A 24,747-nucleotide genomic window follows, 5' to 3' on the forward strand; every position below is an offset into this window, starting at 1 on the left:
CGCGCAGCGCATGAAGATCGCCCTCGTTTCCCATATCCCGCTCTTTCCGACCGGACAGGGGCACCGCAGGCGCATTCTCACAATCATTCGCTCGCTGCGGGCACTGGGCCATGATGTCCACTTCATCCTGCTGCGATCGCGCGATTCCGACGATGCGGACATGGCCCGCCACGAGGAAGAGCTCGGTGCCGCGAATATCAGCGTCATCGAACGAACCCTATTGGCCGACTTTCCGGGGCGGCTGCTGCGGAACCTGCCCCATATCGCCCGTCGCCTGGCCATGAAGGTGAACCGCAAGGTCCGCCAGAGGCTCGGCGTGCCCGGGGGCTACTACAACCTTCTGGACGAGTGGTATTTTCCCGATTTCACGCCCGCTCTCGCGGCGCTGCATGAGCGGTTCCGCTTCGAAGCGGTCATGGTCGAGTACATCTTCTTCTCCCGCGCCTTCGAGGCATTTCCCGCGTCGACGCTGCGGATTCTCGATACGCATGATTCCTTCGCCGATCGCCATCTCAGCTTCGGGGAATCGGCGAACCGCGGCATGTACTGGTTCTCCGTCCCGCCATCCGAACAGATACGGGCGTTTCGGCGCGCCGATGTCGTGATCGCCATTCAGGAGGAGGAAGCGGAAAACTTCGCTCGGGCGCTCGGCTCGCCCCCGCCTGCGGTGACGACGGTCAGCTATGCGCCCGAGACAACGGCGCGGGTCGCGGACTACGCGCCTTCCGGGGCAGTCTTCATCGGCTCGCGAAGCCAGCAGAATGAGGAGGCGATGGCCTACTTCATCACGTCGGTCATGCCGCTGGTGATCCGGGAACTGCCCGATTTCCGGCTGGATGTGGTCGGGCGCGTGTGCGAGGTCGTTCCCGATCATCCCAATATCCGCAAGCGCGGCTTCGTGGCCGAAGTGATCGACGCCTACCGCGAGGCACCGCTCGCCATCAACCCGATGCGTACGGGAACCGGCATCAACATCAAACTCATCGACGCGATGGCCTGCGGCGTCTTCACACTCACCACCCGCACCGGTGCGCGTGGGCTTGGCAGCGCGTTTCTCGGAGGGGTGGAACTGGTCGATGACGACGACCCGGCCGCTTTTGCGGAGCGTCTCGTCGTCTATCTGCGCAGCGAAGCGGAACGGCGGGATGGCGGCCTGCGCGCACTGGCGTCGATCGAGGCGTGGAACCGGCTTCAGATCGATCGGCTCGCGGAACTGCTCGCCAACCCGGCCAATGGTGCGACGCGAACCACGCCCACCATAAAGCCGGACCGGTGATCGCCGCTGCGCTCCAAAGGCCCCCCGTCGCCGGTTTCGGCTTCTCGCCACGGCGCCTGTTCGCTAGGCTCGCGGCGCTTGCTGCACCGCACGCGCCAGCCGTCACCTTTGAGCCCTGGCGCGGCACGCCTATCGAGAGGAACATGAAGCTGTGATTGCGACCCCGCCCGACTTCGTGCCGGACTGCACCATATCCATGCTGTCGGTGCGCCACCAGGCGACTCCGGGCCTCGAGTCCGGAACGTGCAATCTCATCTCCGGCCTCACCGCGATCGGCCGCAATGTCCAGATCGCCTATTCGCTGGAGGAGCGGATCAGCGCCGAGTTCCTCGCCTTCGCGCGGACGACCCCCCGCATCGCGCTCTCGCGCGAGACAGGGCTGCCCGGCGGATCGGCGGGGCGCTTCGTCGAGGAGATCCTCTATGCCAATCGCCGGGGACTTAACGCTCCGCGGCTCTACATGAATTACTTTCTTCCCCCCTCGCTGCGGCCACGGCGCCACCCGGTCGGCGTTGTGATCCACGACTGCCAGCATCGGGTGCTGCATCATTTCACGCCGCGCAAGCGGGCCTGGCTCGACTACAACTTCGCCCGCACGCTCGACCACGCCGATCGCGTCTACCTCATTTCCGAATTCGAGCGCTCGCAGATTGCCCGCTTTTTCGGCGATCGGCGTGCCGAGCGCTGTGAGGTGATCTACAATTCCATCGACCTCAGCCGGTACGACCAATCCCCACCGAGCGCGGCCGTGTCGGAATGGATAAAGCGGCCGTATCTGCTTGCCGTCGCGCAGCAGTACCCGCACAAGAACACGCGCAAGACGATCGAGGCGTTTGCGTTGATGTGCGAGCGCGACGCCGACACCCGCCTCGTTCTCGTCGGCAAGCCCTCCCCTGCCACCCGGGCGCAGCTCGAGACGGAGGTTCCGGAGGCGGTGCGCAAGCGGGTCATCGAAGCGGGCTACGTTTCGGATTCCGATCTCGGCAACCTTTATCGCCATGCCGCGCTGTTCGTGACGGCCTCGTCCTACGAGGGCTTCGGGATGCCGGCCGTCGAGGCGATGGGGCTCGGTGCTCCGATCCTGGCGACGCGCGGCACGTCGCTCCCCGAGGTGACGCTCGGGCGCGGCGCCTATGTTCCCGAGGAGGCAACGCCGGGCGATTGGGCCGACGCGATGGCAGCGTGCCTGGCGTCGCCGCCCGATGCATCATCTCGCGCCGAAAGCGCCACCATGGTGCGTGAGAAATATGCACCTGCAGCGGTCGCCAAGCGGGTGGCCGACAGCCTCCTGCGCTGATCGCTCACGGCGCGGGCCGAGACCGGGTCTCAGGCGACGATTTCGCCATACTGGATCCCGGCCGGCGCAACCGACCGGGCGCTTCGATTCGGACGCCGGCGGCGAGCCCGCTGCGCCGCATCCGCCGCGACATGCGGCCGGACGACAATGGCCAGCATAACCGCCATGACGGCCATGAGCGCCTGCGTGCGGAGCGGGTATTCGAACCCGGTGTGGATCAGCAAGGCGGCGATGACGACCAGGGCCGCGCGGAAGAGGTGGCGGTCTCCCAGCTCCATTTCGCTGCGCTCTGCCTTGACGATACAGCGCAGCAGATAGGCTATTCCCGCCAGCGTGAGGATGGCGGCGGGAATGCCCCCCTCGAACACCACCTCGATCCAGTCATTGTGGGCGTGGTTCACGTAATAGCGGTCGAGCGTCCCGATTCCCTCATACTCCATGAAGATCGGCACGAAGGTTCCGAAGCCGCTCCCGAACGGCAGGAAGTCCTGCAACGCCTTCCAGGTGGTCTGGAAAATCGGCCAGCGCAGATCATCCGCGACATTCTGGCTCAGCCGCCCGGCGATCCGGTAAAATCCAACGTCGAGAACGAAGAGGCCCGATACGACGACGAAGGCGGCAACGATGATGGCCGTCTTCCAGTGGCGGGGCCCGCCTCCCCCCTCGCGCGACAGCAGCACCGCAGCGAGGGTGGCAAAGGCGCCGGCCAGTCCGAGCAGGAGACCCGCGCGCGAGCGCGCCATCAGGATGCCCAGGAAGAAGAGCAGGCACACGATGGCGCCGAGGGCGGCATAGAAGTAGCGGAATGACGAGTGCCGACGCTCTGTCGTCGCCGCCATGGCCGTCAAGGCGATCGTGATCGGCAGCACGCTGTAGAACAGCGCCGCCAGATTGTTGCGGCCGGTGAAAAGGCCGGTCGCATCCGTCAGGAATTCGCTGTTGTTGTAGGTCCGCAGCGACTGGACGGGAAAAGCGAGCTGGGTCAGCGCTAGAATGAGGCTGAACAGCCCATACGCCATCAGGGCCATAAGCAGGTAATTGATCTGCTTGCGGCTCATCAGCAGGCACGCCAGGAAGATCGCGAGGCTCGGCACCAGGGAATAGGCGCTGAACGCGGTCGCCAGCGGCGACAGGCTCAAGGGCAGCGGGGGCCGCTCCATGCCCACAAGGTCATAGATGGCCGCAACCGACTCGCGACCGGGCAGCTGGGCCCAGAGCGAGGGCGGAAGCGGTATCAACTGCGCCATGGGCAGTAGGAAGATCAGGACGCAGAACACGATCACCGTGGCCAATGCGCCGCGCGGGGGTGTCGCCATAAGCGTCCCGACGACGATGACCAGCAACGGCAGGCTGGCAAGCTGGACCACGGCATCGGGCATGCGCCCGGGCACCTGACCGCCGCCGAAGAACAGCGCCACGACGAACGCGAGCAGGCAAAAGGGGAAGACCCACCAGCCGATCGTCGTAACCGTATGAACGGGTGCCGGTTCCGTCATCCTTCAGCCCATCCCGCCAACTCGGTACCCCCGCCGACCTGTAAGCGTCTCCGGCTTCAGCTTCATCGGCAGCCTTGATGGCACGGTCAAGGCGGAGCGGGTCCGACCCGCTCTGTCCCCATGCCAACCGGCGCGACAGCGTGTCACCGGCGACCGTCTTCCCGCGCGACGCTGGTTCACCCGGCGCGCGACCCGTGAACGAAAAAGGCGGCCGTCTCTCGACAGCCGCCTCCCAACCCTTGACAGGCTGAATACGTACTCTGAACCGCGATCAGAGAACGGTATCGCAGACGCCCGTCACGCAGGTGTAATAGTAGGTGTTGCCATCGTCGGCGATGAAGTAGCCGGCGAGACCGCCGAGCGCCAGACCGGCAAGGAACTCGGCCCAGCCGATACCGCCGACCGTCGGCTGCACCGCAGGCGCCGGCGCCGCCTTGACCGGCAGATCCGCCGCGGTCGTCTTCACACAGGGCGAGGTCGCGGCGATGGTCACCGGAACGCCGGTGTTCAGCTGCATACGGCAGCCCGCGCCGTAATCGACCGCGGCCACGCCACCCTGACGGACCAGGACCCGATCACCCGCCTGAAGAGCCAGCGGCTTGGTCACGGTCTTGAAACCCTGACCGTTATTGACCAGCACGGCCCCCTGCACGCCGACCAGCGACACCGGCTCCGCAGCCGAGGCCGCTCCGCCGAGAGCGAGCATTGCCGCCACAGATGCTCCAACGATAAACTTCATAGCCACCCCTCACCCGGTTCGACTGAAACCTTAGATGCGTCCGCAGGAAATTGCTGCGTCAGCGAAGACTGGTTTAATTACGTCAAAGCCTCCGTTGAAAGCAAGCTTGTTTTCTACTCACACGCCGCCCGCGGCGCCGGCAGGCCGGGAATCCTCCGCTCATGATGCTCCGGCGCAACACTCGCTGGTTGTCGATTGGAGGCATGCAAACACCTCCCGATGACAGGCGGCACGCCCTTTCCACGGCACTCCGGCGCCCTGGGCCGTATTGAGGGAGGCCGGAAATATGGCGGATTGACTCGATTTTCGTTCTAACTTGACACCAAAACAGTCGCCAAGTCGGTCCTTCTATCCCAGTGACAGGCGGCAGCCGGCTTTTCGGGGGCGCGCGTCCGAGAGTTGCAGCTTCCTTCGGTGGCATGCCAAGAAGGACCGACCCAGCTCCGAGCCGGCTCGCTTGGCCTCCGGCTTGCAGCTATTGCATTGCAGCAAAGCACCTGCGAGATCAGGAGCCGTTGGTCGCAAGAAAGACAGGTTTCGGTGTTTTATGGCGTTGGCGCTTCGAGTAGACACTCGACGGGCATAACGTGCGGAGGGGAAAGGCGGGGCATGGGAGTGACGAGCGGGGGGCATCGGGCGGGTATCCTCGATGGGTTGCTCATGCGCGGCATGGGGCGATCCTATGCACTTCTCCTGATGGTGATGGCCGTGGCGCTGGGAGCGTGCGCGGCTCCGCCGGGAAACCTGACGGCCGGCAAACCCACGGATAATCGCGCGAGCAGTTATGCCAGCGATGCCACCGGCAATGCGGCGGGGCGGGTCAATCAGGCGATTCCGGCCTCGGTCGTCGCCGAGGTGGTGCCGAACCTCGGCGCCACATCCGTGCAGTCTGGAGCCGATTACCTCATAGGGCCGTACGACGTCCTGAAGATCGTGGTCTTCAACGTTCCCGAACTCACCGGCGACTTCCAGGTGTCGCCATCGGGTCAGGTGTCGCTGCCGCTGGTCGGGGATGTTGCGGCATCCAACAAGACCACCGCCCAGCTGCAATCGGATTTGGCGGCGAATCTCGGACGTACCTATCTCCAGTCGCCTCAGGTCAGCGTCTCGGTGAAGGAGTACAAGAGCCAGCGCGTGACCGTGGAAGGCGCCGTGGTCAAGCCGGGCGTATACAATATGAACGGGACGATGACGCTTCTGCAGGCCATCGCCATGGCCGAGGGGGCGAAAAACGTCGCCGAGCAGGAGAATGTGCTGGTGTTCCGCCAGATGGGCGCGCAGCGCGCCGTGGCCCGGTTCGACATCAAGAAGATCCGCGCCGGCAAGGCCGAGGATCCCGGTCTGCGCGGTGGCGATACCGTGGTGGTCGCGGAATCGGGCGCGAAGGCGAGCATTTACGAATTGCTGCGGTTTGTGCCGGTAGCCAGCGTCTTCGCCATGATATTGTAGGCGCGGCGGACAGGAACGGGTTGCCGCCCGGAACGCGGAATCGGGGCGGCGATCTTACGGGACGATACGCAAACGGGGTGGGCCTACCGTGAACGAACACAATTTCAATGGGGATCTCGTGCGTCACGGCGCCGTGCCGAACGCATCCGCCCCAGTTCCGACCGGAGGGTTCGCGCTGGCGCCGGGATCGATGGCCTATGCGGCCAATCTCGACACCAACTGGGAAAAGGAAGAGGGCTGGTTCAACCCGGAAGTGCTTTTCCGGCTGTGGCGTATCCTGGTACGCCGGCGGCGGCTCATCGCGGCGGTGGTCGGGCTTGCGCTTGTTCTCGGGCTCGTCGTCACGCTGATCATGCCCTCGATCTATCGCGCCACCATCACCCTCCAGCTCGCGCGCGAGAGCGCCAAGATCGTCAATGTCGAGAACGTTCAGTCCGACAATGACGGCGCCACCAACCGAGAGTTCCTTGAAACGCAGTACGCCCTGCTCAAGAGCCGCTCGCTGGCGGAAAAGGTCGTGCAGGCGCTCAATCTCGACACCGATGAGGAATTCAGCGGCAAGCCGCAGAAGGTCGGCTTCTTCTCATGGATCGGCGGCCTGATTTTCGGCGTGCCCGAGGAAGAACCCCTATCGGCGAACGAGATCACCGAGCGACGTATCCAGGCGGCGGAGAGGCTGCAGGGCATGATGGCGGTGACACCCCAGCGCAATTCGCAGCTGGTGGATGTGCACGTCAACAGTGCATCGCCGGAACTTGCCTCCAAGATCGCCAATGCGCTGGGCGAGAGCTTCATCGCAGCCAATCTCGAACGCCGCTACGACGCCTCGTCCTATGCGCGCAACTTCCTCGAGGATCGGTTGGCGGAGCTGAAGCTGAAGCTCGAGGAGACCGAGAAGGAACTCGTCAACTACGCGCAGAGCGCCTCGATTGTTAACACCGACGACAACAAGACGCTGCTCGGTTCGAACCTGGAATCGCTGAACGACGCGATCTCCAAGGTCCAGACGGAACGCATCAAGAATGAGGAGCTCTGGAAACAGGCCCAGGGCACCGGCGGGTTCGGTCTGCCCCAGATTCTGGAGAACGACACGATCCGCGACCTGCGTACGCAATATGCGCGCCTGTCAGCGGAGTACCAGCAGAAACTCAAGCAGTTCAAGCCGGCATTCCCTCAGATGATGCAACTCAAGGCTCAGCTCGATGAGCTCGAGTTGCAGATGACGGCTCAGGCCGACCTCGTCCGCTCCGTGATCCAGGCGCGCTACGAGGCGACGATGCAGCAGGAGAACATGCTGAAGGAGAGGCTGGAGGCGCTGAAGACCGACGTTCTCGCCATGCGCGACCGGTCGATCCGTTACAATATCCTCAAGCGTGAGGTGGACACCAACAAGACCCTCTATGAGGGCCTGCTGCAGCGCTACAAGGAAATCGGCATTGCCGGCGGCATCGGCGCCAGCAACATCTCGATCATCGATCGCGCCGAAGTTCCGAAGGTGCGCTATTCGCCGCGGCTGAAGCTCAATCTCGCCATCGCTGCGTTCCTTGGCCTGATGGCGGGCGTCGCGGCCGCGTTCGGCCTCGAAATGTTCGATGACACGCTGAAGTCGCCCGACCAGGCGGAAGAGAAGATCGGCATACCGGTCGTCGGCGTGATCCCGCTCGCCCCCGGCAATCCCGACCTGATGAGCGTGCTCGACGATCCACGATCGAACGTTTCGGAAGCCTACCGCTCGCTCCGGACGGCGCTCCAGTTCTCCGCCAGTTCGGGCACACCGAAGAGTCTTCTCGTCACGTCGAGCCAGCCCGGCGAAGGCAAGTCCACGACAGCCGTCGCGCTGGCGCGGAACTTCTCCCAGCTCGGCTTCCGCGTTCTGCTGATCGATGCCGACCTGCGCCGTCCCTCGCTGCACAAATATTTCGACGTGGAGAACGCGGTCGGTATTTCGGATTATCTGGAGGGTTCGGCGCAACTTGTGGGGATTCTTCATACGCCGCGGCAGAATCTGACCTTCATTCCCTGCGGATCGGTGCCGCAGGAGCCGACCGAACTGCTGGCGGGTTCGAAGATGAAGAACCTGCTGACTTACGGCTCGAAGCACTTCGACATGCTGATCCTCGACGGCCCGCCAATCCTCGAACTTGCCGACGCCCCGCTGCTGGCCAGCATGACGGAAGGCACCCTTATGGTCGTCTCGGCAAACCATGTCCGCCACGCCGTTGTCCGGACCCGCCTCAAGCGTCTCCAGCAGGCCCGCGGACGGCTCGCCGGTCTGGTGCTGACGAAATTCGACATGCGCGAGGCTAATTCCTATTACTATTATACCGGATACTATTCGTCCGCCTATGAGTACGCCTCGGACAAGGACGATCGTCTGGAGGTCGATGCCGAAGCGCCTGCCCTGGAGATGGACGATGGGGTGGACGATTCCGCCGTTGCTCATCGCCGCCGTGTCGATGAGTCCGACGTGCAGGGCGATGACGACGAGCAGGACATGAGCCGGGGGCGCGCCTGAGGGCGCTTGCTCATCCGTGTGACCTGAACTCGTGATTTCAGAGGATGCAAGCGTGACATGAGGCACGCGTCCGAAACCCTTCACGGTCGCGGCCGGCGGCGTCGGCGTTCAGGCAAACCGGCTCGACCCGAGGAGGATCAGGTCGAGGCGCGCCCGGAGCCTCGCACCGTCGTGGTGCCCGCGAACTGGGGACCGGGACGCTGGCGTCTGTGGCTATTCGGATTGCTCGCCGCCGGTATAGTCTGGCTAGGGTACAACATCGCCCTGACGGCCTTTGCCGTGTATTACTCCGCCAACGAGCCGGAGCGCGCACTCGCGCTGCGCGACGACAATCCGCTCGCCCTTGTGACGCTGGCGGCGCGCGATCTGGATCTTGGAACGGCCGAGGGGCGCGTCACCGCGCGGGAACTCGCCCGAAAGGCATTGATCGCCTATCCACTCGACGTCCGCGCCATCCGCGTGCTGGCACTGGCCGCCGACGCGGAGGGCGACAAGGACACGGCGCGCGCATTGATGAGCGCGGCATCCGCCCGCTCGCGGCGTGATCTGGCGGTCGACTGGTGGCTCGCGCAGGACGCGATGCAATCGGGAGACGGCCCCCGGGCCGTCCAGCATGTCGACAACATCATGCGCACGCGGACCAATGTGCGCGACGACATGCTGCCCTTGCTGCTGCACATGCTGGACATCCCGGCCACGCGCGAACCACTGGCCGACAGCCTTGCCAAGTACCCGCCCTGGCGCGCCTGGTTCTTCCAGATGCTTAACCCGACGTTCGAGTATGTGGCACGCGGTGCGCCGCTGCTCTTTGAAGAGCTCAAGACCCGGCGGGCCCCGATCACCGAAAGCGAATTCCGCGGCTACATGCACCTGCTCCTGGTGAACAACCGGGATCCCGAAGCCTATGAGATGTGGCTGCGCTTCATGCTGCCGGAGGAGCGGCTCGAGAACCTCGGCAATGTCTACAATGGCGACTTCGCCTATCCGATCGTCGAGTCTCCGTTCGACTGGCGCCTGACACGGAGCAAGCAGATCGCGGTGAACGTCCGTGAGCTCGGTCCCGGGGCGCCTGCGCGGCGGGGCGTGGTGGTCGAATTTCCGGGCGGACGCGTCACCTTCAAGGGCGTCAATCAGCGGCTTGCGCTGCCGCCGGGCCAGTACCAGCTCAGCGGCAAGGTAAGGGCCGATCTGATCACTTCCCGCGGGTTGCAGTGGACGGTGACCTGCCAGAAGCAGGGGGACAAGGCGCTCGGACGTTCGGAGCTGTTCCGTGGAACCATTGCCTGGCGGGACTTCACATCCGCCCCGTTCACGGTGCCGGACGACTGCCCGGGCCAGATGCTGACCCTCAGCCTTGCCGCACGTGTGCCAGCCGAACAGGATATCATGGGCACGGCCGCCTTCACCAATCTCACCATCAATCGTGTGGACCGGCTGCCGGACGCGGCGATCGAACCGGCGGCCCCGCCCGCGCCCGGCGCGCTGGCGAACCCCGACGCCCAGGAAGATTTGCCCATTTCCGACGCCCCGGAACAGAGCGCTCCCTAGTGCATTCGCATCGTCCGATGACCGGAGCAGGCACCGTGTGCGCCAGGAGACGGGCCGGAGGCTTTCCTCTATAAGGGCGCCTCATCCGCGCCCCTGCACCGACATACCGATCATGCAACGTCCCGCCGTCTCGTCCCCGCTCGCCGGCCTGCCGGCACTTTCCGCGTTTCGCCGCATCGTGGTCAAAGTGGGCTCCGCCCTCCTGGTCGATTCGACGCGCGGCCGGTTGCGCCATGCCTGGCTTTCGGCGCTGGCCGAGGATGTCGCCGCCCTCCACCGCGAGGGCAAGGACGTGCTCGTGGTCTCGTCGGGTGCCATCGCGCTCGGGCGGAACGTGCTGAAACTGCCCAAGCGCCCGCTCAAGCTGGAGGAAAGCCAGGCCGCCGCCGCCGTCGGGCAGATCGCGCTGGCCCGTGCCTGGTCGGAGGCGCTGGCGCATGAGGGTGTGACCGCCGGCCAGATCCTCATCACGCTGGGAGATACGGAAGAACGTCGGCGCTACCTCAATGCGCGATCGACGCTGGCGAAACTGCTCGACCTCAAGGTGGTGCCGGTCATCAACGAGAATGACACGGTAGCCACCTCGGAAATCCGCTACGGCGACAATGACCGGCTCGCCGCCCGCGTCGCGGGCATGGCGAGCGCGGACCTGCTGGTTCTGCTTTCCGACATTGACGGGCTCTACACCGCCCCGCCCAATGACGACCCGAATGCCGAATTCCTGCCCGTCGTGCCGCGCATCACCGCCGAGATCGAGGCCATGGCGGGCGGCGCCGGCACGGAGCTGTCGCGCGGCGGCATGAAGACCAAGATCGAGGCCGGCAAGATCGCCACCACGGCGGGCGCGCACATGGTGATCGCCTCCGGCAAGGTGAAGAACCCGATCCGCGCCATTGAGGACGGTGCGCGCTGCACCTGGTTCCTCGCCCCCGCCAACCCCGTCGCCTCGCGCAAGCGCTGGATCGCTGGCGCACTGGAGCCGCGCGGCGTGCTTCATCTCGACGCGGGCGCGGTGGCGGCGCTGCGGCGCGGCACCTCGCTGCTGCCCGCCGGAGTGGTGCGAGTGGAAGGCGTGTTCCAGCGCGGCGACGCGGTAATCCTGCGCGGTCCTGACGGCGCCGAGATCGGCCGCGGGCTGGTGGCCTACGACCACGACTACGCCGAACGCATAAAGGGCCGCTCCTCCGACGAGATCGCCGGGATCACCGGGTTCGAGGGCCGCGCGGCGATGGTGCACCGGGATGATCTGGTGGTCGGCGGCGGTTGAACGGCCTGTTCTTGCAAACCCGTCGTCGGTATCTCTCCCGTTCGTGACCGAAGTCGAGGCCAAATCAGCCTAGGCTGGGGACATGAAACGTCGTTCGCTGCTCGCTGCGCCGCTCGTTCTGCTCGCCCCTCGCCTCGCGCGAGCCACGCCTGAACCCGCCACCTCTCCCGCGCTGAATGCAGTCCTCGACCGCGCCGCCTCGCTCGCCCCGCTGCGTACCGTCCACGTGGCGCAGGGTGGCGAGACCGTCGCCGCTCGGGCCTATAACGGCGCGCGACTGGAGGCGCCGGCCAACATCAAGTCGGCGTCCAAGAGCATCATTTCGGCCCTTGTCGGCATCGCCATCGACAGGGGCGTGCTGGAGAGCGTCGACCAGACGATCGCGCCGATGTTGGCCGGTGACCTGCCGACCGATCCCGATCCGAGGCTCGGCGAGATCACCATCGGCCACCTCCTCTCGATGCAGGCGGGACTCGAGCGCACCTCTGGCGGCAATTACGGGCGCTGGGTATCGTCGCGGAACTGGGTCCGGGCGGCGCTGGACCGCCCTTTCGTCACAGACCCCGGCGGGTCGATGCTCTATTCCACCGGCTCGACACACCTGCTTTCCGCGATACTCACCCGCCGCGCCGGCCGATCGACACTCGACCTGGCGCGCGACTGGCTCGGCCCCGTGGAGGGCTTCGCCATCACCGCGTGGACGCGCGACCCCCAGGGTATCCCTATAGGCGGCAACGAGATGGCGATGCGCCCTTCCTCGCTGCTCGCCTTCGGCGAGCTCTACCGGCGGGGCGGGCGCACCGCTGGCGGCCGCCGGATCCTTCCACCGGCGTGGGTCGAGGCATCCTGGGTCCCGCGAACGGCCTCGCGCTTCACCGGCGACGCCTATGGCTATGGATGGTTCCTGAGGGTTATCGCGGGAACGCCCGTTCGTTATGCGTGGGGCTATGGCGGACAGATGCTCTATGTCGCACCGGACCGCGGGGTCACCATCGCCATGACCTCGGCGACCGATGTTCCGGCCGGCCGCACCGGTCATCGCGATGCGCTGCACCGGCTGAGCGGCGATATCCTCGCAGCGCTGGCCTGAGGCGCCTCCCACCGCGGCGACCGCGCGCTCCTCTCGCGACATCTAGGGCATAACTCACGATCGACGGACGAATAGGAACATCTGCCAGCGCGAGTCCGTTGCGCAGCACTTGGCGGAATTCACCGCGGTATCGCCGAATCCCGCGAAAAACGGCGGCAATTCGAGGGATCGCGAAGGTTGCATCGAATTTAAGGAAGAAAACGCCTCATCTTCCGCGAAGGAACCGCTGGATACCATTTCATCCGCACCCCGATGCCGCATCGCAACATTGACGGTGCCATTGTAAGTAAACCAACATCAATAGCATATAAATTCGTATTAATTTGCGCCACCTCCTCAACGTCTCCCGGTTGGTGGGATGGAACCCTTTTGTTCATTAGTATCTTATCAGTGCACCAGCATATTTCTGCTGCATGAATCGTCGTTGTTCTTGAAATTCGTCCCGAACGCTTGGCCGTGTTGCCGGGCTCGCAGCTAGTTGCAGAGAGGAATCCATGCGGACAGCGCTGCTCGCGCTTGCTGCAGCGATGTCGCTTGCGGCGTGTGTACCGTCCGACGTCCGTCACATGCGTGACGAGCCGGCGATTGCCATCGGCGCACCGGCTGTCGAAGCCGCGGCCCAGCCGGCCAGCATTGCTCAGCGCGCTGGATTCTCCATCAAGCTGGAGACTTATGGCGGCCAAGGCTCGGGCGTGCATATCGGCGACGGATATGTTCTTACCGCAGCGCACGTCGCCCTCGCCGGGCGCCCCGTCATCGCCAAGCTGGACAACGGTGGCCGGCAGCGCACGAGCGTGGTCTGGCGCAACGACGCGTATGATATCGCCCTGCTCCGGATCGAGGACTTCAGCGGCGTGGCCGCGGTGCGCCTCTCCTGCAAGACAGCGCCGGTGGGAACCAATATGACCGCCTATGGCAGCCGGCTGGCGGCCGACTTCGTCGTCGAGCCCGTCAAAGTCGTCGGGCAGCCGCGCCAGCTGGATCGCTGGGCACGGGTAATGACGGTTCGAGGCGATGTCACCAAGGGCATGTCCGGAGGTGGCGTCGTGCAGGGGGGCCGACTGCTCGGCGTTGCCGTGGCGATCTCCGAGACGACCTATCAGAGCGGACGGGTCTTGCCGAACGGTTACGCCTATGTCGTGCCCGCGTCGACGATCTGCTCGCTGAACGGGAATAGCTGACGAGGGGCTCCACGGTTCCTGGCCCGAAGCGCCACCGGGGACGACATTTTGCTGTCCCCGAGATGGGAACGCCTTGTGCGCTGCGGCGACTCGGTTGCACATTACCGCAGCTGTAATGGTTCGCGAGTTCATCATGCCCCGCCGCGCGCTCGTTCTGATCGATCTCCAGAATGATTATTTCCCGGACGGGAAATGGCCTCTGGTCGATATCGAAGCGGCCGGCGCCCGGGCGGCGCGGATTCTGGCTGCGGCACGCGCAGCAGGCGACCTCGTGGTCCATGTCCGCCACGAACAAACCGGGCCGGACGCTCCCTTTTTCGTCGCCGGCAGCGCCGGGGCGCAGACACACCCAATGGTGCGTGCCGAGCCGGGCGAAGCGGTGATCGTCAAGAACGAGGTCAATGCTTTCAAGGCGACAGGGCTGAAGGACGTGCTCGACGGAGCCGACATCACCCGGATCACGCTGGTGGGGGCGATGAGCCATATGTGCGTCGATGCGGCGGCGCGCGCGGCGAGCGATCTCGGCTACACGGTAACGGTCGTACACGACGCCTGCGCCACGCATGACCTCGAGCATGCGGGAACGAAGGTGCCCGCAGATCAGGTCCATGCCGCGTTCATGGCCGCTCTCGGCTTCGCCTATGCGGAACTTGTTTCGGCGGACGAGTATCTTGCGGCCTCGACGGCTGCCGACTGACAGGAGCCCGTCTCTTCAGCGCTGCAACAAGGGACGGACGCTCATTCGCGCCGCCCCAGAGGCGGCGCGTCGAGCATGATCTCGCTCAGAAGATCGTAAGCCTTCTCCCACGCCAACCGCATCTCCGGCGTGAACTCGTCGCCCAAACCCTCCCCCAACGCCCAGATCAGCGCCTCGCCAACCGGTGGGTAGTGCTCGGCTGCCACGCCATAGCCGGCATGGCGCCGGCCGAGATTACGAACCGCCGGCGCCATCGAGGGCACGTGCTCCAGACCATTGATGACCGATGCCAGCGTCGCCATGAACTTGCGACCCTGCTCGGGCATGTCGGCCGTGAACAGCGGGCGTGCATCGGGGACGAGTTCGAACAGCCGCCGGTAGAACAGCAACCCGACCTCGCCGGATTTGGCAAACGTCTTGTCGAGACTCGTGCGAAGAAGATTCAGCTGCTCCTCGGTCATCCCGGCCCAACCTGACATATCGCTCTCGGGGGAACCCCCTCATGCCCCTGTCCTGGCGTTCATCGCGGCAGACTTCCGCGGCGAACCTCCATCCAGCCGCCGATCACACATAAATACCACACCACCGGCAACTGCATCTTTCGGCGGCCCGAAGTAACCGCGGCTCGCGTCAAACGACCCAATGGGACGATGTGTCGACATCATACGCCGAAACGGCAATGATCCCCTTGATGGACGCGAAATTTCGGCTAAAATTGTTGACAGCATGGACAGAGTGCGGGATGCACCGCGCCACCTAGGGAACGCGAGCAGGGAGTGCGTCGACGCCATGAGCAGCCATTTCAATAACAATGAGCGCCCCGCTCCCGACGCGGTCCTCACCGACATCGCCGACTATGTGCTGAACTACGAGATCACCAGCGAGCTCGCCTTTGAAACCGCGCGCAACTGCCTGATCGACACGTTGGGCTGCGGCCTCGAGGCGCTGGAATATCCCGCCTGCACCAAGCTGCTCGGCCCGATCGTCCCCGGCACGGTGGTGCCGAACGGGGCGCGGGTGCCCGGCACTTCGTTCCAGCTCGATCCGGTTCAGGCGGCGTTCAACATCGGCACGCTGATCCGCTGGCTCGATTTCAACGACTGCTGGCTGGCCGCCGAGTGGGGCCACCCGTCCGACAATCTCGGCGGCATCCTCGCGGTGGCCGACTGGCTGGCCCGCAACGCGGTTGCGGCCGGGCGCACCCCGCCGACCATGCGCGACGTGCTTGCCGCGATGATCAAGGCGCACGAGATCCAGGGCTGCCTCGCGCTGGAGAACTCGTTCAACAAGGTCGGCATCGACCACGTCATCCTGGTCAAGGTCGCCTCCACCGCCGTGGTGGCGCAGATGCTCGGCCTCACCCGCGACGAGATCGTCAATGCGCTCTCGCTCGCCTTCGTCGACGGGCAGTCGCTGCGCACCTACCGCCACGCGCCGAATGCCGGCTCGCGCAAGAGCTGGGCGGCGGGCGACGCCACCAGCCGGGCCGTGCGGCTCGCGCTGATCGCGCAGACCGGCGAGATGGGCTACCCCTCCGCGCTCTCGGCGCCGGTCTGGGGCTTCTACGACGTCTCCTTCAAGGGCAAGCCGTTCAGCTTCCAGCGGCCCTACGGCTCCTATGTGATGGAGAACGTGCTGTTCAAGATCTCCTACCCGGCCGAGTTCCACGCCCAGACGGCGGTGGAAGCCGCCATGACGCTGCACGGAAAGCTCAAGGCGATGGGCAAGAGCTCGGACGACATCGCCACGATCAGCATCCGCACCCACGAGGCGTGCATCCGCATCATCGACAAGCGCGGGCCGCTGCACAACCCGGCCGACCGCGACCACACCATCCAGTACATGGTCGCCGTGCCGCTGATCTTCGGGCGCCTGACCGCCTCGGACTACGAGGATTCGGTCGCCGCCGATGCGCGCATCGACGCGCTGCGCGCCAAGATCACCTGCGTCGAGGATCCCGCCTTCACCCGCGACTACCACGACCCCGACAAGCGCTCGATCGCCAACGCGATGACCATCACGCTCAATGACGGCACCGTGCTGCCGGAGATCGTCGTCGAGTACCCGATCGGCCACAAGCGCCGCCGCGCCGATGGCATCCCGCTGCTGGAGCAGAAGTTCCGTACCAACCTCGCCCGCCGCTTCGTCGAGAAGCGCCAGCGCGCCATCCTCGACGTCTCGCTCGACCAGAAGCGGCTCGAGGCCATGCCGGTCAACGACTATGTCGACCTCTACTGGAACTGAGGAGCAGGCCCGATGCCCTATCTCGTGAGCACGGACCTGCCCGACGCTCCGGCCGGCGAACGCTTCCGGGCGCTGGTGGAGGCTCCCGGCATCCTGCAGATCCCCGGCGCGCATAACGGCATGGCGGCGATCCAGGCCAAGCGCAGCGGCTTCGAGGCGCTGTACCTCTCCGGCGCTGCGATGACCGCCTCGATGGGGTTGCCCGATCTCGGCGTCATCACTGTCGATGAGGTCGCCTTCTTCGTGCGCCAGCTCGCCCGCGCCAGCGGCCTGCCGATCCTGGTCGACGGCGACACCGGCTATGGCGAAGCGCTCAACGTGATGCACATGGTGCGCACCTTCGAGGACGCCGGCGGCGGCGCCGTCCAGATCGAGGACCAGTTGCTGCCGAAGAAGTGCGGCCACCTCAACGACAAGAAGCTGGCCGACGCCCGCGACATGGCGGCGAAGGTGGCGGCCGCCCGCAAGGCGCGGCGCCACCTCTATATCGTCGCCCGCACCGACGCGGCGGCGAGCGAGGGCATCGACGGGGCGGTCGAGCGCGCCCGGCTCTACATGGAGGCGGGTGCCGACGCGATCTTCCCGGAGGCGCTGACCACCGCCGAGATGTTCCGCGAGTTCGCCGCCCGCATGCCCGGCGTGAAGCTGCTCGCGAACATGACCGAGTTCGGTCGCACGCCGTTCTTCACCGCCGCCGAGTTCGAGGCGATGGGCTATGCGATGGTGATCTGGCCGGTCTCCTCGCTGCGCGTCGCCGCCAAGGCGCAGGCAAAACTGTTCGAGGCGATCCGGCGCGACGGCGGTACGCACGCGCAGATTGACGCGATGCAGACAAGAGCCGAACTATACGACCTCATCGGTCTTGCCGACTACGAGGCGCTCGACGCCTCGATCGTCAGGACCATCGTTCCGGCCGGGCAGCCCCAGCGCGAGGAGAGCCATTGAGCGGCGCGGCGCCAGACGCGCCCTGACCCAGCCGCCGCCGCGGGACGGCGGCCGCAAAGAACCAAGAACGGCACGAAACCGAGCAATCAACGAGGAAACGACATGCTCAAGGCATTCATGATCGCGGGCGGACTCGCTCTCACCCTGGCGGCGGGCAGCGCCGCCGCCGATCCGGCCAAGGTGATGATCCCGGCCAATCCGGGCGGCGGCTGGGACGGCGCCGGCCGTCAGACCATGGCGGCGATGAACCAGGCCAAGGTGTTCACCGACGGCGTCAACTTCACCAACAAGGGCGGCGCCGCCGGCACCATCGGCCTCGCCGAGTTCGTGCGCACCGCCAAGGGCGACGACAACGCGCTGTTGGTCACCGGCGTGATCATGGTCGGCGGTGTCATCACCAACAAGACGCCGGTCTCGCTCAACGACACCACGCCGCTGCTGCGCCTGACCAATGAGTACAACGCGATCGCCGTGCCGGCCGATTCGCCGATCAAGAACATCCAGGACTTCATGGCGGCGCTGAAGGCCGATCCGAGCGCGCTCTCGGTCGGCGGCGGCTCGGCCGGTGGCGTCGACCACGTGCTGCTCGCCCAGCTCGCCAAGCATGCCGGCGCGCCGGTCGGCAAGATCAACTTCGTCGCCTTCTCGGGCGGCGAGATCCTCGCCGCGCTCGGCGGCGGCAAGATCAAGGCGGCGATCTCGGGCGCCTCGGAGTTCAAGCCGATCGCCCAGTCCGGCCGTATCCGCATCATCGCGGTGAGCGGGCCCGAGCGGGTCGAGGGCCTCGACGTGCCCACCCTGAAGGAGTCCGGCATCCCGGTCGAGATCGGCAACTGGCGCGGCTTCGTCGGCGCGCCCGGCATGAGCGAGGAAGGCAAGAAGGTGTGGCTCGACCGCTTCGCCAAGCTGCATGAGAGCGACGTCTGGAAGGCGACGCTGAAGGCGCAGGGCTGGGAGGACGCTTATCTCGCCGGCCCCGACTTTACGGCGTTCCTGAAGCAGGAAGAGGCGAACTGGAAGCAGGCCCTGACGGATGTCGGCCTGATCAAGTAACCGCCTCGCGCCGGGACCGCCCCGCCCCCCTGGCGGTCCCGGCGCCCTCCCTCCGACCGCTGCTGCTCCGGCGCGCATGCTGCGCGCCGTCTCCCGTTCGGCGCCCCCCTTCCGCGCCCGCCTGAGGATGCGCGGACAACCCGGATCGACATCGCCATGCCAATGCGCGACGACACTCCTTCCGCACCGCCGCCCGCCCGCCCCTGGCTGGTCGGCGCCGGCGTGCTGGCCATGGGCCTGGTCTGGCTTTACGGTGCCACCGGCATCGAATCGACCACCAGCTATATCGGCATCGGCCCCTCGGCGATGGTCGGCGCCGTCGGCGCCGGGCTGGTGGTGCTCGGCGTGCTGCTGCTGATCCAGATCGCCGGCGGCGAGACCTTCCGCCCGCAGGAGGAGGAGAACACCGACGTCGACGCGCCTCCCTCCCGCAAGGCGTTCCTGCTGGCGCTGGCGGGCGTCGCCGTCCCGCTCGCCACCATCAAGTGGCTGGGCTTCCCGATCACCGCCGCGCTCGGTTTCGTGCTGGTGACGCACGCCTTCGAATCGCGTCGCACGGTGTTCGATTTCGTCATCGGGCTGATCGTGGGCGTGGGCTGCTGGTACTTCTTCTCCAAGCTCGGCATCGATCTCGGCCCCTTCCTGCCGATGCTGACAGGGCGGTGACACGATGGATACGCTCGGCCAACTCATCTCCGGCTTCGGCGTCGCGCTGCAGCCGATCAACCTGTTCTGGGCCTTCATCGGCTGCGCGCTCGGCACCGCCATCGGCGTGCTGCCCGGCATCGGGCCGGCGCTGACCATCGCGCTGCTGCTGCCGGTGACCGCGCAGGTCGCGCCCGAATCCGCCTTCATCATGTTCGCCGGCATCCTCTACGGCGCCATGTATGGCGGCTCGACCACCTCCATCCTGCTGAACACCCCGGGCGAGAGCGGCTCGGTGATGACCGCGCTCGAGGGCAACCGCATGGCCCGCACCGGGCGCGGCGCGGCAGCGCTCGCCACCGCCGCGATCGGCTCCTTCGTCGCCGGCACGATCGGCACGGCGGCGCTGACCTTCCTCGCGCCGGCCATCGCCGAGCTCGCCTTCATCTTCGGACCGGAGGACTATTTCGCGCTGATGATCCTCTCCTTCACCTCCGTCGCGGTGGTGATGGGAACCTCGCGGGTGCGCGGCTTCACCGCGCTGTTCTTTGGCCTCGCGCTCGGCACCATCGGCATCGACACCCAGACCGGGCAGGCGCGCATGGTGTTCGGCACGCTGGAGCTGCTCGACGGCGTGTCGTTCACCGTCGTGCTGGTGGCGCTGTTCGCGATCGGCGAGACGCTTTATGTCGCGAGCCGCAACGCCCATGTTGAGGGCGTGCTCAACCCGCTCTCGGGCGGCGCCTGGATGACGAGGGAGGACTGGAAGCGCTCGTGGAAGCCGTGGCTGCGCGGCGCCTTCATCGGCTTCCCGATCGGCTCGCTGCCGGCCGGCGGCTCGGAGATCCCGACCTTCCTCTCCTACACGCTGGAACGCCGGCTCAGCTCCAAGCCGGAGGAGTTCGGCCACGGCGCGATCGAGGGCGTCGCCGGCCCCGAAGCCGCCAACAACGCGGCGGCGGCGGGCATCCTCGTGCCGCTGCTGACCCTCGGCCTGCCTTCCACCGCCACCGCCGCCGTGCTGCTCGCCGCCTTCCAGAACTACGGCCTGCAGCCCGGCCCGCTGCTGTTCTCCACCAATCCGCAGCTGCTGTGGGGCCTCATCGCCTCGCTCTATGTCGGCAACATCATCCTGCTGATCCTCAACCTGCCGCTGGTCGGCATCTGGGTGCGGCTGCTGCTGATCCCCCGCCCCTACATCTATGCCGGCATCGTCATCTTCGCGCTGGTCGGCGTATGGGGGCTGTCGACCTCGTGGATGGACATTGCGCTGATGGTCGGGCTGGGGCTGATCGGCTACATGGCGCGGGTCTATGACTTCCCGATCGCACCGGCGCTGATCGGCCTGATCCTCGGGCCGCAGGCGGAGATCCAGCTTCGGCGCGCGCTGGCCGTCAGCCAGGGCGACCCGACGGTGCTGGTGTCGACGCCGATCTCGGCGACCCTGCTGATCGTCGCGGCACTGGTGCTACTGCTGCCGATCCTGCTCAAGCGCATGAAGGCCGCCGAGCAGGCGATGGAGGCGGAGAGCGAAGCGCCGTGACACCGCAAGCACACGGATCTTAACGCTCGAAAGCGACAGGTCGGTCTTGATCGCGACGGCGATTTCGGACGATAACCCTTTCGCCGCGCCGGTTCGGGCGCGGCGATGTCGCCGACGTGTCCCGGTAGCTCAGCAGGATAGAGCACAGGTTTCCTAAACCTGGGGTCAGGGGTTCGAATCCCTTCCGGGACACCAGCGGCACGCTCGATCGGAAGCCCGCCGGTTCATTTTTCCAGAACGTAGAGCCCCACGTCCGTGGCCCCGGTACGAAAGCCCGTCTCGCAATAGGCGAGGTAATATTCCCACAGGCGCCGGAACTCCTCGCCAAAGCCGAGACGTTCGATCTGTGGCCAGCTGGCACCGAAGCGCCGGCGCCACTCGGCGAGCGTCAGGGCATAGCTGCCGCCGAAATGCTCGGCCTGCGCGAGACGCAGACCTGCCTTCTCTGCCTCCAGCGCGATGCGCGAGGGTGTCGGCAGCATCCCGCCAGGGAACACATAGCGTTGGATGAAATCGGGCTGCCGTCGATATTGGGCGAATCGATCCTCGGCGATCGTGATGACCTGCAGAACAACCCTGCCACCGGGCGACAGAAGATCGCGCAGCTTGGCGAAATACACCGGCCAGTAGCGCTCACCGACGGCCTCGAGCATCTCGATCGACACGATCCGGTCGTATTGGCCCTCCAGGTCGCGATAGTCTCGAAAGAGAAACTGCGCCGGCCGCGCATCGGATGCGGCGGCCTCGCATGCATGGTCGAATTGCTCGCGGGAGAGGGTTACGGCGCTGACCTCGGCGCCGGCATCGGCGAGGCGGCGCGCGAGCGTTCCCCAGCCGCAGCCGATCTCGAGCACTCGTTGTCCGGGGCGGACCTCCAGATGATCGGCGATGCGGGCGAGCTTGGTCTCCTGCGCGATCTCGAGCGACTGCTCGTCGCCGAAATAAAGGGCCGAGGAGTAACTCATGCTGGGGTCGAGCCAGAGGCGGTAGAATTCGTTCCCCAGATCGTAATGGAAGGCGATGTTCCGCCGGCTTCCCCGCCGCGAGTTGCGGTGCGTCGCATGAAAGAGCCGGCGTATCGTCGAGGCGAGCCAGGAACCGGGCGCCGCCGAGCGGATCGCCTCGCCGTTCTCGTCCGCCAGCCAGAGGAGTTCCGCAAGATCCGGGGTGGACCAGTGGCCCGCAATATAGGCTTCGGCAAAGCCGATCTCGCCTTTCGCGAACAACGCGGTGAGCGCGCGCCACGAGTGGAGCACGATGACCGCGTCTCGCCCACGCGCGGACGGCTCGTTCCACAGGCGCCCACCCTCGGGTGTCACCACCGTCAGACGTCCGACGGTGACCGAACGGATCACCCGCTTCAGCAGCCGCTCGGCGAGGCGGGCTCCGACAGTGGGCCGATGCGGTCGGGTGGCGGCGTGCGCGTCACTGTCGGCGGTCATGCCCTTGGTATTCCTTCGATCGATGAAACGGGAGAAATCGTCACCGCAGCACGGGGCGGCGCGGGCCGTTCGCGCAGTCCGATGCCTTTCAGCCAGATACGAATGGCCTCGACATGAATGCCGGCGACGACCTTGAACGTCTGCAGGGGGAAGAGAACCAGAAGCCGTGCCAGCGCGGCGTCCGTAAGAGGCGTATGGGTACCGGCGAAAATCGCCGTCAGCAGCGGGCCCGACCCGTCATGGACGCCGACGGCGATGCGAACAGACTGTTCCGGCAGGTGGACGCGGAAGCGATAGGCGAGGTCCATGTCGAGGAAGGGTGATACGTAAAATCGCTTCGCACAGCTCTGGCGGACGGTGCCATCGTCTTCCTCTGCCGCCGGAATAAGGTAGCTGTGACGCTGGCCGAAGGTGTTGTTGACCTCATAGAGGAGCGCCGCGAGCGTGCCGTCACGACGATGGCAGAAATAGATGCTCAGCGGGTTGAACGCATAGCCCAGCACCCGCGGAATGGTGAGCAGCCGTATCGGGCCGCCATCGGGGCTGATTCCTGCCGCCGCCAATTGCGCCTCGACATGGGCGCGCAGACCGCCCACGACGCCCGCCCCGTAATCCCTGTCGCGAATGCTGAAGATCCCGGCGCGATTATGTGTGAAAAGCCGCAACCGCTCCGACAGCCGACCCAACATGTCGATGTCGACGAGCATCATGAAATGCCGGTAGCTCAGGCGATGGGTGCGCGGCCGCAGGCGGTGATGGATCACCCTACCAACGAATAGGCCGTCCTGCGCCGGCTTCATTCCGCCGCCTCCCTCAGCCGCAGCGGCTCCGCTTCACCCAGATAGATCCGCCCGGACTCATCCGGAACGGACCAGGGCCGGCGCACGCCGCCGAGTTGCTCCGCGACCGCCAGCCCCGACTGCAGTCCGTCCTCATGGAAACCGTGACCGAAATAGGCCCCGCAGAACCAGAGATTGCCATGCCCCTGCAGCGCCCAAAGCAGCCTCTGCGCAGCCATCGCACGGGCATCGAAAACCGGGTGCTCATAGGTATGGGTCGACACCACACGGTCGCTGCGTGGAGACACCGAGGGGTTGAGGGTCACGAACAGATCGGTGCTCGTCGCCAGGGGCTGCAGGCGGTTCATCCAATAGGTGACCGTGAGCCGCCGATCGCTGCCGCTGCCCTGGGCGAGATAGTTCCACGCTGACCACGCCGGTCGACGGCGCGGCATCAGGCCGGGATCGGTATGGAGCACGGCGAGGTTCCGGGTGTAGCGGAACGCCCCCAACACGTCGCGGTGATCGGGCGCGGGAGCGCCCAGAAGCCGAAGCGCCTGGTCCGCATGGCAGGCCAGGACCACATGATCGAACTGGTGAGTGTGGCCATGCCAGTCGGCGAGTTCGACTCCCCGATCGAGCGATCGCACATGCCGCAGCGCCGCGTTGAGGACGATGCGTTCGGCGTAGGGGGCGGTAAGTCGCTCGACATAGCGCCGTGAGCCGCCGCGTACGGTCTTCCAGATCGGCCGGCCGGTAAATTTCAGCAATCCGTGATTGGCACAGAAGCGGATGAACGACGCCGCGGGATATTGCCCGATCTCGCCGGCGGGCGTCGACCATATGGCCGCGGCCATTGGGTAGAGGTGATCTTCCCGAAACGCCGACCCATAACCGTTGCGGTCAAGATATTCGTCGAGGCTGAGTTCGCCGGCCATATCGGCATCCGCCGAACGGAAGAAACGAGCCAGATCGCGGAGCATCGACCAGAAGCGCGGCCGCAGCAGATTTGCCGGCTGAGCCAACAGGCCTCGCACGCCGCCGCCCGAATATTCGAGGCGCCCCTCATCCAGCGAGACCGCAAACGACATGTCGGAATCCGCCGTCTCGACGCCGATATGCCGGAACAGGGCGGTCAGATTGGGATAGGCGGGCTCGTTGAACACGATGAATCCGGTATCCACCGGCACGTCGCCCGCCAATACCGTGTTGCTGTGACCGCCGATCCGGCCATCCGCCTCGAACATGGTGACCCGGTGGCGCGTCGAGAGCAGCCATGCTGCCGACATCCCGGCGATACCGCTTCCGACCACCGCGATATTCAACGCCGTGTCGGCATGTTGTGACTGCGTCCAGCCGGTCATGATCGTGCTCTTTCGCCGGTGCGGCCACTCGCTGTATGTGTCGGAAGATGTACGGCGCCCAGACGTCATCGGATCACCGCCAGCGCGAGTGATCCGGCCGCCGGCGTCCAGCGTAGCAGAGGCATGAATGCTTCCGGCAAACCCATATTCGACGGCGCGTCGTCGCCCCCGGCCAAA

At 65.8% G+C, this 24,747-nt stretch carries 20 protein-coding genes and 1 tRNA gene; 15 read left to right on the forward strand and 6 right to left on the reverse strand.

Translation table 11 applies throughout. The annotated features are described in order from the left end of the window. Positions 1–10 precede the first annotated feature (10 nt). Positions 11–1,276 (forward strand): glycosyltransferase family 4 protein, encoded by a 1,266-nt coding sequence (locus ACEUEL_RS12745; protein ID WP_405705651.1) that lies wholly within the window; start codon positions 11–13, stop codon positions 1,274–1,276. 151 nt (positions 1,277–1,427) lie between these two features. Beyond that, on the forward strand, positions 1,428–2,573 hold the full coding sequence (locus ACEUEL_RS12750; protein ID WP_405705654.1) for a glycosyltransferase family 4 protein: 1,146 nt from the start codon (positions 1,428–1,430) through the stop codon (positions 2,571–2,573). Positions 2,574–2,602: 29 nt separating this feature from the next. Here ACEUEL_RS12750 and ACEUEL_RS12755 read toward each other — a convergent pair whose 3' ends face one another. Together ACEUEL_RS12755 and ACEUEL_RS12760 are read right to left on the reverse strand one after the other, a co-directional pair. Then, a complete protein-coding gene (locus tag ACEUEL_RS12755) occupies positions 2,603–4,069 on the reverse strand; it encodes an O-antigen ligase family protein (RefSeq protein WP_405705656.1) in 1,467 nt (488 codons plus the stop codon). 271 nt (positions 4,070–4,340) lie between these two features. Beyond that, entirely contained in the window at positions 4,341–4,775 is a 435-nt protein-coding gene (locus ACEUEL_RS12760; protein ID WP_405705659.1) for a hypothetical protein, read from the reverse strand. Between the two features lie 642 nt (positions 4,776–5,417). Here ACEUEL_RS12760 and ACEUEL_RS12765 point away from each other — a divergent pair. The 7 genes from ACEUEL_RS12765 to ACEUEL_RS12795 all read left to right on the forward strand — a co-directional run bounded on the left by ACEUEL_RS12765 (position 5,418) and on the right by ACEUEL_RS12795 (position 14,555). Next, positions 5,418–6,257 carry a polysaccharide biosynthesis/export family protein gene (locus ACEUEL_RS12765; RefSeq protein WP_405705661.1) on the forward strand — a complete coding sequence of 280 codons (840 nt, stop codon included), beginning with the start codon at positions 5,418–5,420 and terminating at the stop codon, positions 6,255–6,257. A gap of 190 nt (positions 6,258–6,447) precedes the next feature. Beyond that, positions 6,448–8,772 carry a GumC family protein gene (locus ACEUEL_RS12770; RefSeq protein WP_405705664.1) on the forward strand — a complete coding sequence of 775 codons (2,325 nt, stop codon included), beginning with the start codon at positions 6,448–6,450 and terminating at the stop codon, positions 8,770–8,772. A 57-nt stretch (positions 8,773–8,829) separates the two neighbouring features. Continuing rightward, complete coding sequence (locus ACEUEL_RS12775) at positions 8,830–10,320, forward strand: tetratricopeptide repeat protein (protein WP_405705666.1); 1,491 nt, start codon at positions 8,830–8,832, stop codon at positions 10,318–10,320. A gap of 112 nt (positions 10,321–10,432) precedes the next feature. Continuing rightward, positions 10,433–11,587 carry a glutamate 5-kinase gene (gene proB, locus ACEUEL_RS12780; protein WP_405705669.1) on the forward strand — a complete coding sequence of 385 codons (1,155 nt, stop codon included), beginning with the start codon at positions 10,433–10,435 and terminating at the stop codon, positions 11,585–11,587. 82 nt (positions 11,588–11,669) lie between these two features. Beyond that, positions 11,670–12,677 carry a serine hydrolase domain-containing protein gene (locus ACEUEL_RS12785; protein ID WP_405705672.1) on the forward strand — a complete coding sequence of 336 codons (1,008 nt, stop codon included), beginning with the start codon at positions 11,670–11,672 and terminating at the stop codon, positions 12,675–12,677. A gap of 494 nt (positions 12,678–13,171) precedes the next feature. After that, entirely contained in the window at positions 13,172–13,858 is a 687-nt protein-coding gene (locus ACEUEL_RS12790; protein ID WP_405705675.1) for a S1 family peptidase, read from the forward strand. A gap of 133 nt (positions 13,859–13,991) precedes the next feature. Next, positions 13,992–14,555: a cysteine hydrolase family protein gene (locus ACEUEL_RS12795; RefSeq protein WP_405706761.1), complete on the forward strand. Its 564-nt coding sequence runs from the start codon at positions 13,992–13,994 to the stop codon at positions 14,553–14,555. A gap of 41 nt (positions 14,556–14,596) precedes the next feature. On the opposite strand, the gene ACEUEL_RS12800 is transcribed toward ACEUEL_RS12795, so the two are convergent. Further along, positions 14,597–15,016: a globin family protein gene (locus ACEUEL_RS12800; RefSeq protein WP_405705678.1), complete on the reverse strand. Its 420-nt coding sequence runs from the start codon at positions 15,014–15,016 to the stop codon at positions 14,597–14,599. A gap of 328 nt (positions 15,017–15,344) precedes the next feature. Between ACEUEL_RS12800 and ACEUEL_RS12805 the strand changes: the two genes are divergently transcribed. The 6 genes from ACEUEL_RS12805 to ACEUEL_RS12830 all read left to right on the forward strand — a co-directional run bounded on the left by ACEUEL_RS12805 (position 15,345) and on the right by ACEUEL_RS12830 (position 21,180). Beyond that, entirely contained in the window at positions 15,345–16,799 is a 1,455-nt protein-coding gene (locus tag ACEUEL_RS12805; RefSeq protein WP_405705681.1) for a bifunctional 2-methylcitrate dehydratase/aconitate hydratase, read from the forward strand. Positions 16,800–16,811: 12 nt separating this feature from the next. Then, positions 16,812–17,744, forward strand: coding sequence for a methylisocitrate lyase (prpB, locus tag ACEUEL_RS12810; RefSeq protein ID WP_405705684.1), 933 nt, complete (start codon positions 16,812–16,814; stop codon positions 17,742–17,744). 102 nt (positions 17,745–17,846) lie between these two features. Then, a complete protein-coding gene (locus ACEUEL_RS12815) occupies positions 17,847–18,797 on the forward strand; it encodes a Bug family tripartite tricarboxylate transporter substrate binding protein (RefSeq protein WP_405705687.1) in 951 nt (316 codons plus the stop codon). Between the two features lie 156 nt (positions 18,798–18,953). Then, complete coding sequence (locus tag ACEUEL_RS12820; protein ID WP_405705689.1) at positions 18,954–19,463, forward strand: tripartite tricarboxylate transporter TctB family protein; 510 nt, start codon at positions 18,954–18,956, stop codon at positions 19,461–19,463. Between the two features lie 4 nt (positions 19,464–19,467). After that, positions 19,468–20,985, forward strand: a complete 1,518-nt coding sequence (locus ACEUEL_RS12825; RefSeq protein WP_405705692.1) for a tripartite tricarboxylate transporter permease — start codon at positions 19,468–19,470, stop codon at positions 20,983–20,985. A 118-nt stretch (positions 20,986–21,103) separates the two neighbouring features. Next, positions 21,104–21,180, forward strand: a tRNA-Arg gene (locus tag ACEUEL_RS12830). A 29-nt stretch (positions 21,181–21,209) separates the two neighbouring features. Here the strand turns inward: ACEUEL_RS12830 and ACEUEL_RS12835 are convergent. The 3 genes from ACEUEL_RS12835 to ACEUEL_RS12845 are packed head-to-tail and all read right to left on the reverse strand — an operon-like array spanning position 21,210 to position 24,570. Continuing rightward, on the reverse strand, positions 21,210–22,427 hold the full coding sequence (locus tag ACEUEL_RS12835) for a class I SAM-dependent methyltransferase (RefSeq protein WP_405705695.1): 1,218 nt from the start codon (positions 22,425–22,427) through the stop codon (positions 21,210–21,212). Then, a complete protein-coding gene (locus ACEUEL_RS12840; RefSeq protein WP_405705698.1) occupies positions 22,424–23,227 on the reverse strand; it encodes a DUF1365 domain-containing protein in 804 nt (267 codons plus the stop codon). The genes ACEUEL_RS12835 and ACEUEL_RS12840 overlap by 4 nt, the downstream gene beginning before the upstream one ends. Then, a complete protein-coding gene (locus tag ACEUEL_RS12845; RefSeq protein WP_405705700.1) occupies positions 23,224–24,570 on the reverse strand; it encodes an NAD(P)/FAD-dependent oxidoreductase in 1,347 nt (448 codons plus the stop codon). The genes ACEUEL_RS12840 and ACEUEL_RS12845 overlap by 4 nt, the downstream gene beginning before the upstream one ends. Between the last annotated feature and the right edge of the window lie 177 nt (positions 24,571–24,747).

Origin of the sequence: Ancylobacter terrae, from assembly GCF_045108345.1 — a bacterium.
Taxonomy (GTDB): Bacteria; Pseudomonadota; Alphaproteobacteria; order Rhizobiales; family Xanthobacteraceae; genus Ancylobacter.

Excerpts from the sequence above, each read along its gene's own strand:
- ACEUEL_RS12770 (WP_405705664.1), top strand. The coding sequence starts at position 6,448 with ATGGCCTATGCGGCCAATCTCGACACCAACTGGGAAAAGGAAGAGGGC.
- ACEUEL_RS12835 (WP_405705695.1), bottom strand. The coding sequence starts at position 22,427 with ATGACCGCCGACAGTGACGCGCACGCCGCCACCCGACCGCATCGGCCC.
- ACEUEL_RS12785 (WP_405705672.1), top strand. The coding sequence starts at position 11,670 with ATGAAACGTCGTTCGCTGCTCGCTGCGCCGCTCGTTCTGCTCGCCCCT.
- ACEUEL_RS12825 (WP_405705692.1), top strand. The coding sequence starts at position 19,468 with ATGGATACGCTCGGCCAACTCATCTCCGGCTTCGGCGTCGCGCTGCAG.
- ACEUEL_RS12765 (WP_405705661.1), top strand. The coding sequence starts at position 5,418 with ATGGGAGTGACGAGCGGGGGGCATCGGGCGGGTATCCTCGATGGGTTG.
- ACEUEL_RS12815 (WP_405705687.1), top strand. The coding sequence starts at position 17,847 with ATGCTCAAGGCATTCATGATCGCGGGCGGACTCGCTCTCACCCTGGCG.
- ACEUEL_RS12800 (WP_405705678.1), bottom strand. The coding sequence starts at position 15,016 with ATGACCGAGGAGCAGCTGAATCTTCTTCGCACGAGTCTCGACAAGACG.
- ACEUEL_RS12805 (WP_405705681.1), top strand. The coding sequence starts at position 15,345 with ATGAGCAGCCATTTCAATAACAATGAGCGCCCCGCTCCCGACGCGGTC.
- ACEUEL_RS12820 (WP_405705689.1), top strand. The coding sequence starts at position 18,954 with ATGCCAATGCGCGACGACACTCCTTCCGCACCGCCGCCCGCCCGCCCC.
- proB (WP_405705669.1), top strand. The coding sequence starts at position 10,433 with ATGCAACGTCCCGCCGTCTCGTCCCCGCTCGCCGGCCTGCCGGCACTT.
- ACEUEL_RS12790 (WP_405705675.1), top strand. The coding sequence starts at position 13,172 with ATGCGGACAGCGCTGCTCGCGCTTGCTGCAGCGATGTCGCTTGCGGCG.
- ACEUEL_RS12840 (WP_405705698.1), bottom strand. The coding sequence starts at position 23,227 with ATGAAGCCGGCGCAGGACGGCCTATTCGTTGGTAGGGTGATCCATCAC.
- ACEUEL_RS12745 (WP_405705651.1), top strand. The coding sequence starts at position 11 with ATGAAGATCGCCCTCGTTTCCCATATCCCGCTCTTTCCGACCGGACAG.
- ACEUEL_RS12795 (WP_405706761.1), top strand. The coding sequence starts at position 13,992 with ATGCCCCGCCGCGCGCTCGTTCTGATCGATCTCCAGAATGATTATTTC.
- ACEUEL_RS12755 (WP_405705656.1), bottom strand. The coding sequence starts at position 4,069 with ATGACGGAACCGGCACCCGTTCATACGGTTACGACGATCGGCTGGTGG.
- ACEUEL_RS12775 (WP_405705666.1), top strand. The coding sequence starts at position 8,830 with ATGAGGCACGCGTCCGAAACCCTTCACGGTCGCGGCCGGCGGCGTCGG.
- ACEUEL_RS12845 (WP_405705700.1), bottom strand. The coding sequence starts at position 24,570 with ATGACCGGCTGGACGCAGTCACAACATGCCGACACGGCGTTGAATATC.
- ACEUEL_RS12760 (WP_405705659.1), bottom strand. The coding sequence starts at position 4,775 with ATGCTCGCTCTCGGCGGAGCGGCCTCGGCTGCGGAGCCGGTGTCGCTG.
- prpB (WP_405705684.1), top strand. The coding sequence starts at position 16,812 with ATGCCCTATCTCGTGAGCACGGACCTGCCCGACGCTCCGGCCGGCGAA.